Origin of the sequence: Leptospira licerasiae serovar Varillal str. VAR 010 (assembly GCF_000244755.1) — a bacterium.
Taxonomy (GTDB): Bacteria; Spirochaetota; Leptospiria; order Leptospirales; family Leptospiraceae; genus Leptospira_B; species Leptospira_B licerasiae.
The window spans coordinates 1-14,496 of the sequence record NZ_AHOO02000012.1; the positions used below are offsets into that span (position 1 = coordinate 1).

Annotated in this window: 15 protein-coding genes and 1 pseudogene; 11 read left to right on the plus strand and 5 right to left on the minus strand. The window is 41.3% G+C overall.

What is annotated here, in order from left to right; genetic code table 11:
* Nucleotides 1-142 precede the first annotated feature (142 nt).
* Nucleotides 143-325: a hypothetical protein gene (locus LEP1GSC185_RS20345; RefSeq protein WP_008597110.1), complete on the minus strand. Its 183-nt coding sequence runs from the start codon at nucleotides 323-325 to the stop codon at nucleotides 143-145.
* 126 nt (nucleotides 326-451) lie between these two features.
* On the opposite strand from LEP1GSC185_RS20345, the gene eno reads away from it, so the two are divergent.
* Genes eno through lcpA form a run of 7 tightly spaced genes read left to right on the plus strand, consistent with a single transcriptional unit; the run spans nucleotide 452 to nucleotide 5,329 of the window.
* Entirely contained in the window at nucleotides 452-1,750 is a 1,299-nt protein-coding gene (gene eno / locus LEP1GSC185_RS14935) for a phosphopyruvate hydratase (protein WP_008590140.1), read from the plus strand.
* Nucleotides 1,751-1,756: 6 nt separating this feature from the next.
* Nucleotides 1,757-2,221 (plus strand): septum formation initiator family protein, encoded by a 465-nt coding sequence (locus LEP1GSC185_RS14940; protein ID WP_010515687.1) that lies wholly within the window; start codon nucleotides 1,757-1,759, stop codon nucleotides 2,219-2,221.
* Between the two features lie 10 nt (nucleotides 2,222-2,231).
* A complete protein-coding gene (locus tag LEP1GSC185_RS14945) occupies nucleotides 2,232-2,834 on the plus strand; it encodes a ClpP family protease (protein WP_008589791.1) in 603 nt (200 codons plus the stop codon).
* An 11-nt stretch (nucleotides 2,835-2,845) separates the two neighbouring features.
* Nucleotides 2,846-3,202, plus strand: coding sequence for a hypothetical protein (locus LEP1GSC185_RS14950; protein WP_008591224.1), 357 nt, complete (start codon nucleotides 2,846-2,848; stop codon nucleotides 3,200-3,202).
* Nucleotides 3,203-3,205: 3 nt separating this feature from the next.
* A complete protein-coding gene (locus LEP1GSC185_RS14955) occupies nucleotides 3,206-4,207 on the plus strand; it encodes a YheT family hydrolase (RefSeq protein ID WP_008589441.1) in 1,002 nt (333 codons plus the stop codon).
* A gap of 29 nt (nucleotides 4,208-4,236) precedes the next feature.
* Complete coding sequence (locus LEP1GSC185_RS14960) at nucleotides 4,237-4,782, plus strand: DUF4416 family protein (protein WP_008590852.1); 546 nt, start codon at nucleotides 4,237-4,239, stop codon at nucleotides 4,780-4,782.
* Nucleotides 4,757-5,329, plus strand: a complete 573-nt coding sequence (gene lcpA, locus LEP1GSC185_RS14965; protein WP_008590924.1) for a complement regulator-acquiring protein LcpA — start codon at nucleotides 4,757-4,759, stop codon at nucleotides 5,327-5,329. Before LEP1GSC185_RS14960 ends, lcpA begins: the two co-directional genes overlap by 26 nt.
* 38 nt (nucleotides 5,330-5,367) lie before the next feature.
* Here lcpA and LEP1GSC185_RS14970 read toward each other — a convergent pair whose 3' ends face one another.
* The 3 genes from LEP1GSC185_RS14970 to LEP1GSC185_RS20080 all read right to left on the minus strand — a co-directional run bounded on the left by LEP1GSC185_RS14970 (nucleotide 5,368) and on the right by LEP1GSC185_RS20080 (nucleotide 7,195).
* Nucleotides 5,368-6,123: a diacylglycerol/polyprenol kinase family protein gene (locus LEP1GSC185_RS14970; protein ID WP_008589503.1), complete on the minus strand. Its 756-nt coding sequence runs from the start codon at nucleotides 6,121-6,123 to the stop codon at nucleotides 5,368-5,370.
* Nucleotides 6,124-6,161: 38 nt separating this feature from the next.
* A complete protein-coding gene (locus LEP1GSC185_RS14975) occupies nucleotides 6,162-6,512 on the minus strand; it encodes an STAS domain-containing protein (RefSeq protein WP_008590048.1) in 351 nt (116 codons plus the stop codon).
* A gap of 89 nt (nucleotides 6,513-6,601) precedes the next feature.
* On the minus strand, nucleotides 6,602-7,195 hold the full coding sequence (locus LEP1GSC185_RS20080; protein ID WP_175284898.1) for a hypothetical protein: 594 nt from the start codon (nucleotides 7,193-7,195) through the stop codon (nucleotides 6,602-6,604).
* An 85-nt stretch (nucleotides 7,196-7,280) separates the two neighbouring features.
* Here LEP1GSC185_RS20080 and LEP1GSC185_RS14985 point away from each other — a divergent pair, with 85 nt between their 5' ends.
* From LEP1GSC185_RS14985 to LEP1GSC185_RS14995, 3 genes are all read left to right on the plus strand, one after another.
* Nucleotides 7,281-7,628 carry a hypothetical protein gene (locus LEP1GSC185_RS14985; RefSeq protein ID WP_008590437.1) on the plus strand — a complete coding sequence of 116 codons (348 nt, stop codon included), beginning with the start codon at nucleotides 7,281-7,283 and terminating at the stop codon, nucleotides 7,626-7,628.
* Between the two features lie 40 nt (nucleotides 7,629-7,668).
* A complete protein-coding gene (locus tag LEP1GSC185_RS19955; RefSeq protein WP_008591523.1) occupies nucleotides 7,669-9,204 on the plus strand; it encodes an LIC12015 family putative lipoprotein in 1,536 nt (511 codons plus the stop codon).
* A gap of 294 nt (nucleotides 9,205-9,498) precedes the next feature.
* Complete coding sequence (locus tag LEP1GSC185_RS14995) at nucleotides 9,499-9,906, plus strand: helix-turn-helix domain-containing protein (RefSeq protein ID WP_010515694.1); 408 nt, start codon at nucleotides 9,499-9,501, stop codon at nucleotides 9,904-9,906.
* A 114-nt stretch (nucleotides 9,907-10,020) separates the two neighbouring features.
* On the opposite strand, the gene clpB is transcribed toward LEP1GSC185_RS14995, so the two are convergent.
* Nucleotides 10,021-12,588 carry an ATP-dependent chaperone ClpB gene (clpB, locus tag LEP1GSC185_RS15000; protein WP_008591735.1) on the minus strand — a complete coding sequence of 856 codons (2,568 nt, stop codon included), beginning with the start codon at nucleotides 12,586-12,588 and terminating at the stop codon, nucleotides 10,021-10,023.
* A gap of 183 nt (nucleotides 12,589-12,771) precedes the next feature.
* Between clpB and LEP1GSC185_RS15005 the strand changes: the two are divergent.
* Nucleotides 12,772-14,436 (plus strand): annotated as a pseudogene (locus LEP1GSC185_RS15005) (sodium-dependent transporter); the annotation flags it as partial.
* Nucleotides 14,437-14,496 lie beyond the last annotated feature (60 nt).

The following is a 14,496-nucleotide window of genomic DNA, read 5'->3' on the forward strand; positions in this document are numbered from 1 at the left end:
CCGTACGTACGTACGTACGTACGTACGTACGTACGTACGTACGTACGTACGTACGTACGTACGTACGTACGTACCCCGTTAAAGTTACCCCCCCGTTACGGGTTACGGTTACGGGACCCCTTTACGGGGTAACCCCGGTAGCTCAGTCCATCCAACGATCATGTTCCCAAACCTGAGCAACGATCGGTAGAGAGATATTATACACTATAACTGAAAAAAACATTCTCCAGCCGCTGGTAGCCGGGATCGGAAGCAATAAAACTATGATACATAGTATTGTGAAGGAAATATGAAAGAATATGGAATGCTTTTCTGTCGTTTTCATCGATGGATTTCTATCTTTACGGCCCGCCGAGGCAATCTTTTTTCCTCCTTTTCCCGCTTGATTTATTTCCCTGTGACAAAAGGATTTCAGGAAAAATCTATAAGAGATAGGTATTATAAGAATCACATGTCCCAATCTTCCAAAATTTCGGCGATCCGCGCCCGCGAAATCATGGATTCCAGAGGAAATCCTACGGTAGAAGTAGATGTAAAGCTGGAAGACGGCTCATTCGGTAGAGCCGCAGTCCCCTCCGGAGCCTCCACTGGGGAATACGAAGCAGTAGAATTAAGAGACGGAGATAAATCCCGCTACTTAGGAAAAGGTGTCCTGAAAGCTGTAGATCATGTAAACGTCAAGATCAAAGACATTCTAATAGGCGAAGATGCTTTAGACCAGAATCGAATCGATTTCCTTATGTTGGATAAGGACGGAACCAAAAACAAATCCAAATTAGGTGCAAATGCGATCCTCGGAACTTCCCTTGCGGTAGCAAAAGCAGCAGCGTCTCATGCGAGACTTCCACTTTACAGATACATAGGCGGGAATTTCGCAAAAGAGCTTCCTGTTCCAATGATGAACATCATAAACGGAGGAGCTCACGCAGACAATAACGTGGACTTCCAAGAATTTATGATCCTTCCCGTGGGAGTAAATAGTTTCCGCGAAGCTTTAAGAGTCGGGGCAGAAGTTTTTCACAGCCTTAAGTCTGTTCTTAAATCCAAAAAATTGAATACTGCAGTCGGAGACGAGGGTGGATTTGCACCTGACCTGGCAAGCAACCTGGAAGGGTTAGAAGTCATCCTCCAAGCCATCGAAAAAGCGGGTTATAAGCCTGAAAAAGACGTATTATTGGGCCTGGATGCTGCTTCTTCCGAGTTTTTCGATAAATCCAAGAAAAAATACGTTCTGGGCGGAGAAGGAAATAAAGAGTTCTCTAGCGCAGAATTAGTGGAATACTATTCAAATCTAGTCTCAAAGTATCCGATCATTACTATTGAAGACGGTCTAGATGAGAACGACTGGGAAGGTTGGAAACTTCTAAGCGAGAAATTAGGTAAGAAGATCCAACTCGTTGGAGACGACTTGTTCGTTACCAATATAGAAAAACTTTCTCAGGGAATTTCCCAAAAGGTGGGTAATTCCATCCTGATCAAAGTGAACCAAATCGGAAGTTTATCCGAAACATTGGCGTCCATCGATATGGCTAAAAAAGCCAAATATACGAATGTGATCAGCCATAGATCTGGAGAAACCGAGGACGTAACCATTTCGCATATCGCGGTAGGTACGAACGCGGGCCAGATCAAAACTGGTTCCCTTTCCAGGACCGATAGGATCGCTAAATACAACGAACTTTTGAGGATCGAGGAAGAATTAGGTTCTTCTGCGGTTTACAAAGGGAGAAATACATTCTATAATCTCTGAACTTCTATGGGTATAAATCTGGCGAACAAACTGTTTTTACTTCTGCTCTTCCTATCCGGAATGTTTTATTTCACGGTACTAGGAGAGTCAGGTTTGGTCGTAAGATCTACCCTAGAAACCAGTCTTTCCAGCCTTCGTTTGGATGTGGAAAGACTGGAGTATGAGAATAGACAACTAGAAGAAAGGCAAAAACTTCTACGCGACGATAAGGTTGCACTAGAGAAAGAAGCTAGAAAGTATTATCTTCTCTCAGAAAACGCACAAATTATTAAATTTAGGGAGCCAGAACCGAAAGCGGAGAATCGTCCGGTCCTCGCCTCTCGTCTAATTGCTTTAAGAGCGGACCGTGATATGCCGGTCCCTCCGATCCAGTTACTTCGCTTTTTTTACGTTTCCTTTGTAGCTTTCGTATTTATTGGAGTTTTCAGGAAATTACGGAGGAAGAAACTGGAAGAACGAACCGCTGCTTAAGGGAGCCAGAATGTCTGAGACTGAAAAAATATCCGAAGTAATCGAAGAATTAGCCGGTAGCAAAATTTCCAAAAAGTTCATCGACCATAGAAAAATTTTCTTATGGGGTGCGGTTACAGATGAATCCGCAAAAGACATCGTAGGCAAACTACTCTATCTGGAAATGGCGGACCCAGGAAAAGAAATTACATTCTATATCAATAGTCCCGGAGGAGTTGTTACTTCCGGACTTACCATCTACGACACAATGAAGATGATCTCTTCTCCAGTTCATACAGTTTGTATGGGACTCGCTGCTTCTATGGGATCCGTTCTTTTAGCAGCAGGAGTAAAAGGAAAAAGATCTATTTGGCCTAATGGTAAAGTTATGATCCACCAACCTAGTATCGGTGGACAGATCGTAGCTCCTGCATCAGATCTTAAGATCCAAGCAGAAGAGATCCTAAAGACCAGAGCAAGATTGAACCAAATACTTGCAGATGCTTGCGGTCACCCTGTCGAAAAGTTGGAAGAAGACACGGACAGAGACTATTATATGGACGCAGAAGAAGCGATCAAATACGGGATCGTAGACATTCTTGCTACCAAAATCGAATTCCCGAAACAAAATTAAGGTTTTCTAACTTGTCTGGTCCCTCTTCCTTAGAAGAAACCGTTCGCTCCTTTCTGGAAACTATTCCGGAAGGAGCTAATCTTGCAGAAAAAGAAATGCCTTCCCTTTTTCTGGAATTCTCAGAGCTATTATTTGAGAATCCAGAACATACCTCTGAAAAAATCCTAATCTCCGACCTGGGTGGTTTCGAATTAGATGAATTCTTGAATTTTTATTTGGAAGATATGTTTCCGGATGATGCAAAGATCAGAGAGAAAGGAAAAGTTTTTCTCAAAAAGTTCAGGAAGTTCTTAGATAAAAAATCACTTTTAAAAAAAGAACAAGAAGAAGAGTGGAAAGAGTTTTTTAAAGAAAACGAAATCCGTTGATCCATGGAAGCTTCTCATTTTCGACCTAAAAGATTCGTCTCGGGCAAACACGCTCAAACTATTTACAGTACACTTTTTCCTCCAGAAAATCCACTTAGGACTTCCTATTACTGCGAAGACATCCTTCTCACTGTAAGCGGAGAATCGGGAGATAAACTCTGGTTAGAACATAACCCTCCAGTTTCTTCCTATCGTAAGAGTTCCATTCCTTCCAACGGAACTTATATACTTATGATCCATGGGATGGAAGGAGATTCGGAAAGTTCGTATTTAGTATCTCTTGCAACTTCCGCTCTGGAAAGAGGATACGGCGTGATTCGTATGAATTTACGAAACTGCGGTAGAGGAAGAGGATTCGCTCGTAAATCGTATTACGCGGGTCAGTCGGAAGATGTTCAGGATGTTCTGGATTATATGTATGAGTATCTGAGCAAAAAGATCTTTGTATCCGGATTCTCTCTATCCGCAAACCTAGTCCTGAAATTTTTCGGAGAATCCAGAAATCATAAGTCGCTCGCATTCTCCGCAGTCTCCCCTCCTCTGGATCTTGCAAAAAATTGCGATTTTATAGACTCACTTTCCGGAAGATTTTATAGAAATCATTTTATCAGTAGTTTTAAGAAGAAGATCAAAGAAGGTATCTTAGATCTAACTCCTGTACAGTTGGAAAATTCCAAGAAGATAAAGACTTTTTTCGACTTCGACGATATGATCACCGCTCCTTCTTTCGGTTATCCTAGCGCAATGGAATATTATAAAAAGAATTCCTGTATCGGTTATATCCAATCGATCACTCATCCGGGAATATTGATCCATGCGGAAGACGATCCTGTCGTACCTTTATTCGAATGGAACTCTATCGACTGGTCCAAACTTCCCAACTTAAAAACCATTCTGACCAAACAAGGAGGTCATGTGGGATTTGTGACCGATTCTAATCCGGATCTTCCGGATGGTCGTTGGCTTACTAAAATTCTGCTGGATTATTTCGATTCCAAATTATAACCTGCTGCCTGAAACGAAGCTTTAACCAAGTGAATTCCAAACAAACCTCTTCCAAACCCAAAAAACCTCTTCCAGCTTCTTTCTTTATAGTGGTTTCCTATGAAAATGAAGAGGCTTACTATCGTTTAAAAGAAAAGGCAGAAGACGCATTTTCTCAGGCATTATACGAATCCAAACCTCTCCCTAAATGGACCCATCAATTCGAGAATTTTTTAGATTCTCCCATCGGAAGATTCACCCGTATTCTTTCTCTAAAGAGAAGGATTTCCAGAGAGGAGCTCCCGAGCCTCCAAAAAGAATGTACCAAATTTCAGACCTATTTGCGTAAATCGGACGAGTCCATCAGAGTATTACCTGGTTATCTCACTCCTTATAATTTGGTTTTGGCCTCTCTTGAGGAAGATCTACATAGGATCTATCTGTTCCATGGAGTATTCGCGGAAATCATTTATACGTATCAGGGACAAAAATGGGTCCCGGAAACAGCTGCGTGGGAATTTTTTAAACATCCTGAAGTTCTATACTTTTTTACTAATTTACGAGAATCTTATGTTAGCTCTTTGGAAAAACGTTAAATTTATATCTTTGTCTCTGATTGTATTCGCAGCCTGCGAACCTTCTGTTCTTTCCGTTAGCAATGTGGAACTTTGCGACTATTTCACTCGGGATGGGGTTTGCAGAGAACCTTCTCCCCTAAATAAAAAATATTCAGTAGATATTCCGAATGCAAAAAAGCCGAACACCTGGGAAGAATTAGGGAATTATCTTTATTTTCATGCTCGAGAAACTCCCGGTTTCGTTCTTAGAATGAATCGTAGGATGAGCCCGGAGGAAAGAAAGCAGATCCAAGAGACCTACTTTGCAATGTATGAATTTGCAGGAGTTAAAGGTAAAATGGAAGGTTTCGAGATCGGGGAAGATTGGATCGGTTCCTTTAATTACTTAGGCTCTATGGTAAAGGAAAAACAGAAAAAGGAAAATCGTTTGGGTCAATATCCTTACGAAACTTCCATCTTTCCTACCGATCTAGAGTTTACTTGGTCTGCAAAAGGGATCAAAGGTAGCACGAAGACTAAAATCGACTTCGTGTATCATGTTCTTCCTGCGGAGAAAACGCCTTAAAACTTCTTCGTAAAAAGTAAAAAGAAAATTCAATTTTCTTAATATGTTTCGAAGATCTGGACCGGGTTCAAAAAGATCTGCCCTATACTTAAATCTAAAGTAAAATAGGCAAAAAATCCCAATACCACTGCAGAAACTACCGGGATCAAAAGATTATCGTCCACGATGCCGTTCCAATAAGTTCCACTATACAGTTCAGTTACTGCAGCGGCGATCACCGCAGGCAAAACTAAAATTACATTCTGTAAAAACTCTCCGGAAGAAAATTGATAGATCCCGAATTCTCTAGAACCCGACTGGATCACATAGATAAACCAAAGTCCTACGATCGTGGAAGATAAAATGAATGCAAGTATCCCTTCTTTGGATTTACCGTTTGAAAATCTATTCTTCCCAAAATGAGTTCCTACCCAAGCAGCCATCGGATCTCCAATCACCAAGAATAGTAGGGAAAGAATTGCGATATCGGGAGGGAAGAAGAATACAACTAACGTTATGGAAAGAAAGTAAGGGAATGTTCCGTTGATCCTTGACTTTTCCTCTTCCTTCAATAAAGGACCGGCAAACCTTACGAATACGGTTTGGACAATGGGAATATGGAACCTAGCCCATTCCAATAATACCAAAAGCCCAAGACAAAGAACGAGTAAAATTGTTAGAATGGCGCGGGTAGCATACACTAACGAAAATTGTCCATGAAATACGTCGAAATAATAGAACGCAGGAATGATCAGCCCGAGCAAATGCCAGGCCTTTCTAAAATAATTAAAGGAAGAAGTTTTTTCAGATTTCATTTTCTATTTCCGAGATTTCAATCTTAGATCCGAGAATATCAACGTTTAGAAGCCATCTTTAAGGCAGCCTCTTCGTCGTTTGCGATTAGGAAAAATCCGCTTAGGCCGGCCATTTTAAAAACATTGATCACAGCTTTGGAGATATTTACAAGGACGAGTTTATTCTTACTGGAAAAACTGGATTGGCTCACTTCTTTTAAGGCCTGGACTCCAGTGGAGGATACCAAATGTACGTCTTCCATATCCATGATGACCGGTCCCTGGCGAACAGCCAAGGAAAGCACATCCTTAAATTTTTTCTCCGTAAAGGAGTTGATAGAACCCTGCAATTTCAGAACTTGAACGCTGTCTATCTTTTCCGTTGAGATGATAATCTCGTTCAGGATCATAACGGTTCGATTCGTCAAGATACCGGAATTTCACAATAGATACAAATGGTTTTTCTATTCTTCACCTCTGCTTATCTGTTTTTCAAAACCTATGGATTTCCATTTTCCGGTTCCTTGGTGCTTTGTCTTACGATAGCATTCTCCCAGTTCCATTCTTCTAAGAGCCTTAGACCTAATCTCGGTTTTTTACTTTTTCCGGCCTCATTATGTGCACTTTCCTTTTGGGATGGTACATCTGCAGAGTTCATTTTGGATCTTGTTTCTCTGACCCTTGCCGGAATGATCTCTTCCGGCGGTTTTTCTTTTTTAGGAAGTCGTTCCCCTGCATTTAAGGAAACATTAGGAGTTCTAATATTGGCAGGTTCCTGTATCCTATCCTTTTCTAGGAGAGAACTTTCTCCTTTTTTGATCCCGGCACTTTCATTATTTCTAATTTTATCCATTCCGAAACAGGTTCGTATTATTATTTTAGTATTTTGTGTTTCACTTTCGGGAGCTTGGATCTTATATGAGCCGGCGCATCCAGGCTTAGAACCTTCCCTATTTAAATCTGTATTGTTATTTTTAGGAATATTTTGGGTGATCTGGAAAGGAAAGAAGGACCTACTTAGTGGTCTCTTATTTTCCACCTTCTTTCTTCTTATATGCCTATCCAAACCGGGAGAGGAGTTGATGATACTCACTTGCGGGCTCTTTTTTTCCTACTTGCAAGAAGCAGCCTGGGGCCTAGACTCAGGAACTGAAGTTTAAAGTTCCAGGTCTTATTCCATGAAAATTAAAGTGGCTCATCTTTTACGCAAAACGGAAGAAATAGATAGGGACCTGACAGAACTAGGCAAAATCAAGGATAGAATTGCAGCAGACCGGGATTATTCCGAATCTTTAAAAGTATCTATTGGATCAGAGATGGATAAGCTCTCCGCTCAAAAACAAGAGATGCTTTCTATGAAGACTAAAGAAACTCCTTCCGATTGGAATTCTTCCGGCAATCCTTCCGGTGCAAGGGCAGCCGAAGGACTTTACCAAGACAACGAAAAACGCCTAACTCGCGAAATATCCGTTGAAATCCAAGGTAAGAAGCAGCAACCTGCCCGAAAGACCATCCATAAATACTAGTCTTTTCGAGATCCGAAAAGAACGGGTTATATAAAACAACATGAACAAAAAAATAATCGTACTCTCCATCCTGGCCGCATTACTCTTTCAGTGTAATTCAGACTCGGATGTATTAGCCTCATTCAAAGGGGGCACAGTTACCAGAAAAGAACTCAGGAACTTCTACCAACTCAATACAGGCGGACGCAAACCGGAGCCGAATCATCCAACCAAAGAAGAACAAACACAACTTCTGGAAACTTTAGGTCTTTTCAAATTGATCTCTTTGTACAATACGGAAAAGAAACTTGTATCCGAAGATGAATTAGCTGTTTTTCTAAAATATTCTAAGCCGCAGATGGCAGCTTCTTTCCTGCAAAGGAATTTAGCGGAGAAGTTAGAACAAGTAGGTAAATTAAAATTCGCTTTCGTAAGAGTGATCGCAGTTTTCTCTTTCGACCCTAAAGACGAAGAAGTTACCAGACAAAGAGCTCAAAGTATTTTCGAAGGTATCCAAAAACTTTCTTCTAAAAAAGAAATTATTCAATATGTAGTGGATAATACGAGTCAACCTGCTTACAAAGCGGTAGGCGGATTATTAGAACCTCAGTGTTTAAATTGTGGTAATGATCCAAACCTTGCTTTATACAAAGAAGCTGCAGAAAATGAAGGGAAATGGATCTTAAAAGAGATCGATGACCAACTTCCTCCGGGTGCGGATCCAAAAGCTCCTAGAAAGAAAAAATTCCTGATTTTAAGAGTAGAAAGAGTGGAAACAATCTACGCTTCTAGAGTAGGAAAGTTTTTCTCAAAAGAATTCGGAAAGTTGAAAGTTCTCGCTAAAAAGTATACTGAGACTCCTGGAATTCCCGAAGAGATTAAAGCGGAAGTAAAACGTAATTATTTGGATCTGAAAGTGGACGATATCGCTCCTCGTTACGAAGACTTTATGAAAAAAAGATTCTTATTCACTGCCGTTAGTGAACAAGAAGAACAATTAGTCAAGAATGCAGGTTTCGAAAAAGCGAATATCACTCAGGATAACTTGAACTCTTTCAATCACGAGTCAGTTTTATTGACCAATACCAAAACAGGCGAAACCGTTAAGTTCAAAGACGTTTTGAACGAGCTGGAGCAATTGGCAAAACAAAGCGGTCTTGACTCTTCCAAACTGGACGATAAAGCGAATGTGCTCCAATTTTTCAGACAACAGTATATTTGGTATAAGATAGCGGATCATTCTACTGAATTGAAAGAAGCCTTGGAATCCAAAGATTTCCAAGATATGTTCAATGTAATGAAACTATACATCGTACAACCTTTGGTATTCAAAAGAGAACTTCCTAGCGATGTAACGGTTTCCGAAGCAGAAATGAGAGAGCAGTACGAAGCTGCCAAAATGTTCTCTTATGCTAAATCGAATCCGAATAATCCTCAAGACAGGATCCCTATGCCTTACGGAGAAGTTAGAGAAAAAATCAAAGAAGATTTGATCCGAGCTAAGAAGCAAAACTTCGTTAGAGAACTTACTCAAAAGCTTAAAACAGATTACCAATTCATTCTGGACTCCAGCAGATTGAAAGAAGGTAAGATCTGATCGTTTACTCGATAGCTTAGACATCCATGTTCAGTAGTCCGAAAAGGTTATAGACCTTTGTACTTCGGACTACTGACCGCGTTCTACAAACTACTAGAAGTCTAACGCCCTTTTTTTATAGATTAAGATTTCAAATGCTTGATTCTTATTCTTATCTCTCTTAGTATAAGCCGACTTTGGAAAAAATTTCTATACTTAAGTGTCTGTTAGGCATGATGGAAATTTATTCTTGAGGCTAAGTAAGGTCGTTTTAAAACGGTTAAAAAGGGGAAAAGAATGAACAACCACATCTATATGCTCCGCAAAAAACGGGGAATCAAGCAATATGATATGGCAAGGGCTCTGGGTGTATCCCCTAGCTACCTTTCCAAAATTGAAACCGGAAGCCAAGCTCCTACTGAAAAATTCAGACAAGCTTGTGCTAAATATTTGAAAACGACATTAGATAAGCTGTTCAACGAAAGTCCGGTAGAAGAGGTTTATCCTGAATTCAGCCAAGGACTTACCAATAAACTTTGGGCAAAACGCAGAGAATTGGGAATTAAACAATATGATATGGCTAAAAAATTAAAGGTCTCAACTCCTTTCCTTTCTAAAGTGGAGTTAGGACTATTAGAGCCTCCTGAAGATTTCAAGAGTATGGCTTCTAAAGTTTTGAAAATGAAAAAAGAGGAATTATTTCTACATAAAGTAGAATTCTAAATCGAACGCGGGAGGTAATACTCCCGTAAAGTAATACTTCACATTCTTTTCCCAACTATGTGTTGTAGTGTGTAAAACCCCAGGTTTTCCCACCCGGGGTTTTTATTTTTTTGGCTACTTTACGATCACTGTTCCGCCGGAATAGTCCAGAACGATACTTTGGCCTTCCTTAAACTCTCCCTTCAGTATGAAGTTACTGAGTGCGTTCCCGATCTCTCTTTGGACCAGTCTTTTCAAAGGTCTTGCTCCGTATTCCGGATCGAAACCCGCCTGCACTATATGTTTTTTCAATGCAGGAGTGAAACTAACTGTTAGTCCATTCTCCGCAGCCTTCTTGGCCATGTTCTGCAATTGGAGTTCCGCAATCTTAGCGATCATTGCCTCGTCCACGGATTTGAACAGTATGACTTCGTCCAAACGGTTCAAGAACTCAGGTTTGAAATGTTTTTTCAACCTTTGCTCCACCATTCTTTCTTTTTCTTCTTCCGAATACTCGGCTGAACCTAAAACGTCCGAACCAAGATTGGAAGTGAGAATAATGACCGTATTCTTAAAGTCCACACTCCTTCCCTTGGAATCTGTCAGCCTACCCTCGTCCAGTATCTGCAAGAATATATTGAACACTTCCGGATGGGCCTTCTCTACTTCGTCGAATAATAGAACAGAGTAAGGTCTGCGTCTTACGGCTTCCGTCAATTGCCCGCCCTCGTCATGTCCAATATAACCTGGAGGAGCTCCTATGAGTCTGGATACGGAATGAGCTTCCATATATTCGCTCATATCGATTCGAAGCATTGCATTCACATCATCGAACAAGAACTCAGACAATGCTTTTGCAGTCTCCGTTTTACCCACACCTGTAGGTCCTAAGAATAAGAATGTACCGATAGGACGGTGGGGATCCGCAATCCCTGCCCTGGACCTACGGATCGCTTCCGACAATAATTCCAAAGCATGGTCCTGACCGATCACCTTGATCTTCAGGGAATCTTCCATTTTAAGGAGTTTTGCCTTTTCTCCCTGGAGCATTTTAGATACAGGAATTCCGGTCCAACGAGAGACTATGTTTGCAATATCTTCCTCATCTACTTCTTCTTTTAGAAGTCTTCCCGAGCCGGAGATTTTTTTGAGTTCCGCGTTTGCCTTTTCCATTTCTTTGGAAAGCTCTATTAGTTTTCCATAACGTATTTCCGCGACTCTATTGATCTCTCCCCTTCTTTCCGCCTCCGCTTCGAGAACCTTGTATTTGTCGGTTTCTTCCTTGATCTCCTTAATTTTGGCAATTTTGGATTTTTCAAGATCCCACCGCGCTTTTAGATTTCGGAAAAGTTCTTCCTGTTCGGAAAGTTCTTTTGCGATATTCTCCACTCTTTGTTTGGAAGCAGGGTCTGTTTCTCTTTTTAAGGCCTCTTTTTCGATCTTTAAGGACTGGATCTTTTTGCTCAGCTTGTCCAATTCTTCAGGCATAGAATCCATTTCTATCCTCATCTTGGAACTTGCCTCGTCTATCAGGTCCACTGCCTTATCAGGAAGGAAACGATCCGCTATATAACGATTCGATAAACTAGCAGCGGCCACAATTGCCGAATCCAATATCTTAATTCCATGATGAAGTTCGTATCTGTCTTTCAAACCGCGAAGAATGGTAACTGTTTCTTCCACAGTCGGTTCTTTTACATAAACAGGTTGGAACCTTCTTTCTAATGCTGCGTCCTTTTCGATATATTTTTGGTATTCTTTTAGGGTCGTCGCGCCTATACAACGAAGTTCGCCTCGAGCAAGCATAGGTTTCAGCATATTAGAAGCGTCCATCGCTCCCTCTTGCGCGCCCGCTCCTACAAGAGTATGGATCTCGTCTATGAACAGAATGATATTCCCATCACTATGTTTTACTTCGTCGAGTGTAGCTTTCAGTCTTTCTTCGAATTCTCCCCTGTATTTTGCACCGGCGATCATCGCTCCCAGGTCCAAGGCATAGATCGTTTTAGATTTAATTCCTTCCGGAACTTCTCCTTGTATGATCTTACCTGCGAGTCCTTCTACGATCGCAGTTTTACCCACACCCGGTTCTCCGATAAGGACAGGGTTGTTCTTGGTCCTGCGAGTCAGGACTTGGATGGTCCTTCTGATCTCCTCGTCCCTGCCGATGACAGGATCCAGTTTACCAAGCTTTGCCAGCTCATTTAGATTTTTTGCATATTTTTTTAAAGCATCTGCCTTGTTTTCCGGAGTATCATCCATGATTGGTTGTCCTTTTCTGAGTTCTATTACTGCTTTTAACAATTTAGGATAATCGAGTCCTAATTGATTGAATTCTTGGCGGAGAGAAGAAATACCATTCTTCAGAAATGCCAAGAGAACATGATCCGTTGAAAGATATTCGTCCTTCAACTCGGCCCTTATTTTATCTGCGGACTGTAGAAGAGAGATTGCTGCCCTAGAAAATCCCTTTTCGGAATTACCTTCTACCCTGGGAAGTCTTGTGATCGATTCTTCCGTTTTACGTAGGAACGCGGGCAGATTCAAACCCAGTTTGGAAAACAAAGGAGGCGCAAATCCATCACCCTGGTTTAGGATCTGAGCGATGATATGTTCCTCTTGTATCTCAGGATTCTTATCGTAAGAGCTTTGGGCTCCCGAAAGTGCCTCATTCAATTTTAATGTGATCTTATCTAGTTTCATTTTTCTACCGGATCTATAATGGATTCGACTTATAGCTTAGACTGGGCTCAAAGCATTTTTTCGTTAATTTCTGCCAGAAAGTCATAGACAATTCTCAATCGGTTATGTCTCTTTTTTTTCCAATTCTAAATCCGAATTCGTTTTGACAAGGAGGACTATTTTACTGGGATTATAGTGCATCACATGACTAAAGAACCGCCCAAGGAAAGTTGGAAATCCCGTACTGGACTCATATTAACCGTTGCCTCAGGCGCGATCGGACTAGGAAACTTCCTGCGATTTCCGGGACAGGCTGTGCAGAATGGAGGAGGAGCCTTCCTTCTTCCCTATATCATCAGCTTTATCCTAGTCGGGATCCCGGTCTGTATCACCGAATGGGTGATGGGAAGAATGGGCGGAGAACATGGACATAGCTTTCCGAATCTGTTCCGTGCCTATCTTTCCGGTGTTCCTCTTAGACTGTTAGGAACGATCGGAGTTACCATTCCATTACTCATTTATGTATATTATGTTTTTGTGGAAGCATGGTGCCTGGCTTACGCTTTCGATTTTGTTACTGGAAGTATCAGCCTGAAACCGGAGAACGGGGATTTGAACTCTCTCATCCAAAATTCTTCCAATCATTTTCATACCTTAGTGGGAGCTAAAGAGACTGGTAGTGCAGTCGAAGGTAAAATTTTTTACGCTACCCTCGCCTGCTTTCTAATGAACTTTATCTTAGTGTATAGAGGGATAGCTAAAGGAATCGAAATATTCGCTAAGATAGCTGTTCCTTCTATGTTGATCTGTTCTGTGATCGTTCTTGTTCGAGTATTAACCTTAGATAATATAGAGCTCGGACTTGCAAAGATGTGGAACCCGAACTGGGCCGCTTTAGGAGAAGCAAAGGTTTGGATCTCTGCTGCAGGCCAGATATTTTTCACTTTGTCCGCAGGATTCGGGATCGCATTAGTATTCTCCAGCTATCTCAAAAAAGAGAACGATGTGATCTTATCTTCCGTTTCTGCCGCTTCTTTAAATGAGTTTGTCGAAGTCGCGTTCGGAGGAATGATCACTATCCCTGTAGCGTTTCTGTTCTTAGGTGTTTCCGCCACTTCTTTTGGGACATTCGGGATGGGATTTATCGCCCTACCCTCCGTGTTTGCATTGATGCCGGGAGGATCGTTTTTCGGTGCCATTTGGTATTTCGTATTGTTCTTAGCCGCGCTTACTTCTTCCGTAACGATGTTACAACCTGTGATCGTATTTTTGGAAGAAGCATTCCATATCAGAAGGACTACATCCAGTTTTATTCTGTTCCTTTTCACGTTCGGGCTTTCTTTCCCGATATTGTATTTTAATAAAAACTTTAATGCGTTAGACCAAGCAGACTTCTGGGTTGGAACAGTTCTCATTTATATCCTAGCCACTTTGCAGATCGTAATTTTCGGCTGGGTGATCGGGGCTAAAAAAGGTTTAGAAGAAGGTCATAAAGGTGCACACGCCCAACTTCCTAAATTTTTTTGGTGGGTGATCCAATATATCACACCTGCTTTTTTACTGATCGTATTCGGTATGTTCCTCTACCAAAACCTGGGATCGTATATCAATAAAATGGACGTGGATTGGATGATCTCAAACGCAGTAGCCGGAACAAGCGCGGAAGAAGCGAAATTCCAGGCACTCATCTCTCGTTATGTGTTTCTTGCGATCATTGCAGTATTCGGACTTGTATACCTATTGGTACACCTGAGCTTAAAGGGTAAGGAAGAATCCAAGAACAAATCCACAAACAAAGTGCTACCAATCTTTTTAGGAAGTTTTATACTGATCCTGGCGTTTTTTATGAATTTTTTCCCATACAAAGATACTAGCTCCGTTAAAGCTACATTCGCCTCCCTTTCTCCTGAACTAACCTTAGACGGAACG

Coding starts and splice junctions, on each gene's coding strand:
- LEP1GSC185_RS14955 (WP_008589441.1), top strand. CDS start 3,206: ATGGAAGCTTCTCATTTTCGACCTAAAAGATTCGTCTCGGGCAAACAC.
- LEP1GSC185_RS14940 (WP_010515687.1), top strand. CDS start 1,757: ATGGGTATAAATCTGGCGAACAAACTGTTTTTACTTCTGCTCTTCCTA.
- LEP1GSC185_RS14985 (WP_008590437.1), top strand. CDS start 7,281: ATGAAAATTAAAGTGGCTCATCTTTTACGCAAAACGGAAGAAATAGAT.
- LEP1GSC185_RS20345 (WP_008597110.1), bottom strand. CDS start 325: ATGAAAACGACAGAAAAGCATTCCATATTCTTTCATATTTCCTTCACA.
- LEP1GSC185_RS14975 (WP_008590048.1), bottom strand. CDS start 6,512: ATGATCCTGAACGAGATTATCATCTCAACGGAAAAGATAGACAGCGTT.
- eno (WP_008590140.1), top strand. CDS start 452: ATGTCCCAATCTTCCAAAATTTCGGCGATCCGCGCCCGCGAAATCATG.
- LEP1GSC185_RS14995 (WP_010515694.1), top strand. CDS start 9,499: ATGCTCCGCAAAAAACGGGGAATCAAGCAATATGATATGGCAAGGGCT.
- LEP1GSC185_RS14970 (WP_008589503.1), bottom strand. CDS start 6,123: ATGAAATCTGAAAAAACTTCTTCCTTTAATTATTTTAGAAAGGCCTGG.
- lcpA (WP_008590924.1), top strand. CDS start 4,757: ATGTTAGCTCTTTGGAAAAACGTTAAATTTATATCTTTGTCTCTGATT.
- clpB (WP_008591735.1), bottom strand. CDS start 12,588: ATGAAACTAGATAAGATCACATTAAAATTGAATGAGGCACTTTCGGGA.
- LEP1GSC185_RS14945 (WP_008589791.1), top strand. CDS start 2,232: ATGTCTGAGACTGAAAAAATATCCGAAGTAATCGAAGAATTAGCCGGT.
- LEP1GSC185_RS19955 (WP_008591523.1), top strand. CDS start 7,669: ATGAACAAAAAAATAATCGTACTCTCCATCCTGGCCGCATTACTCTTT.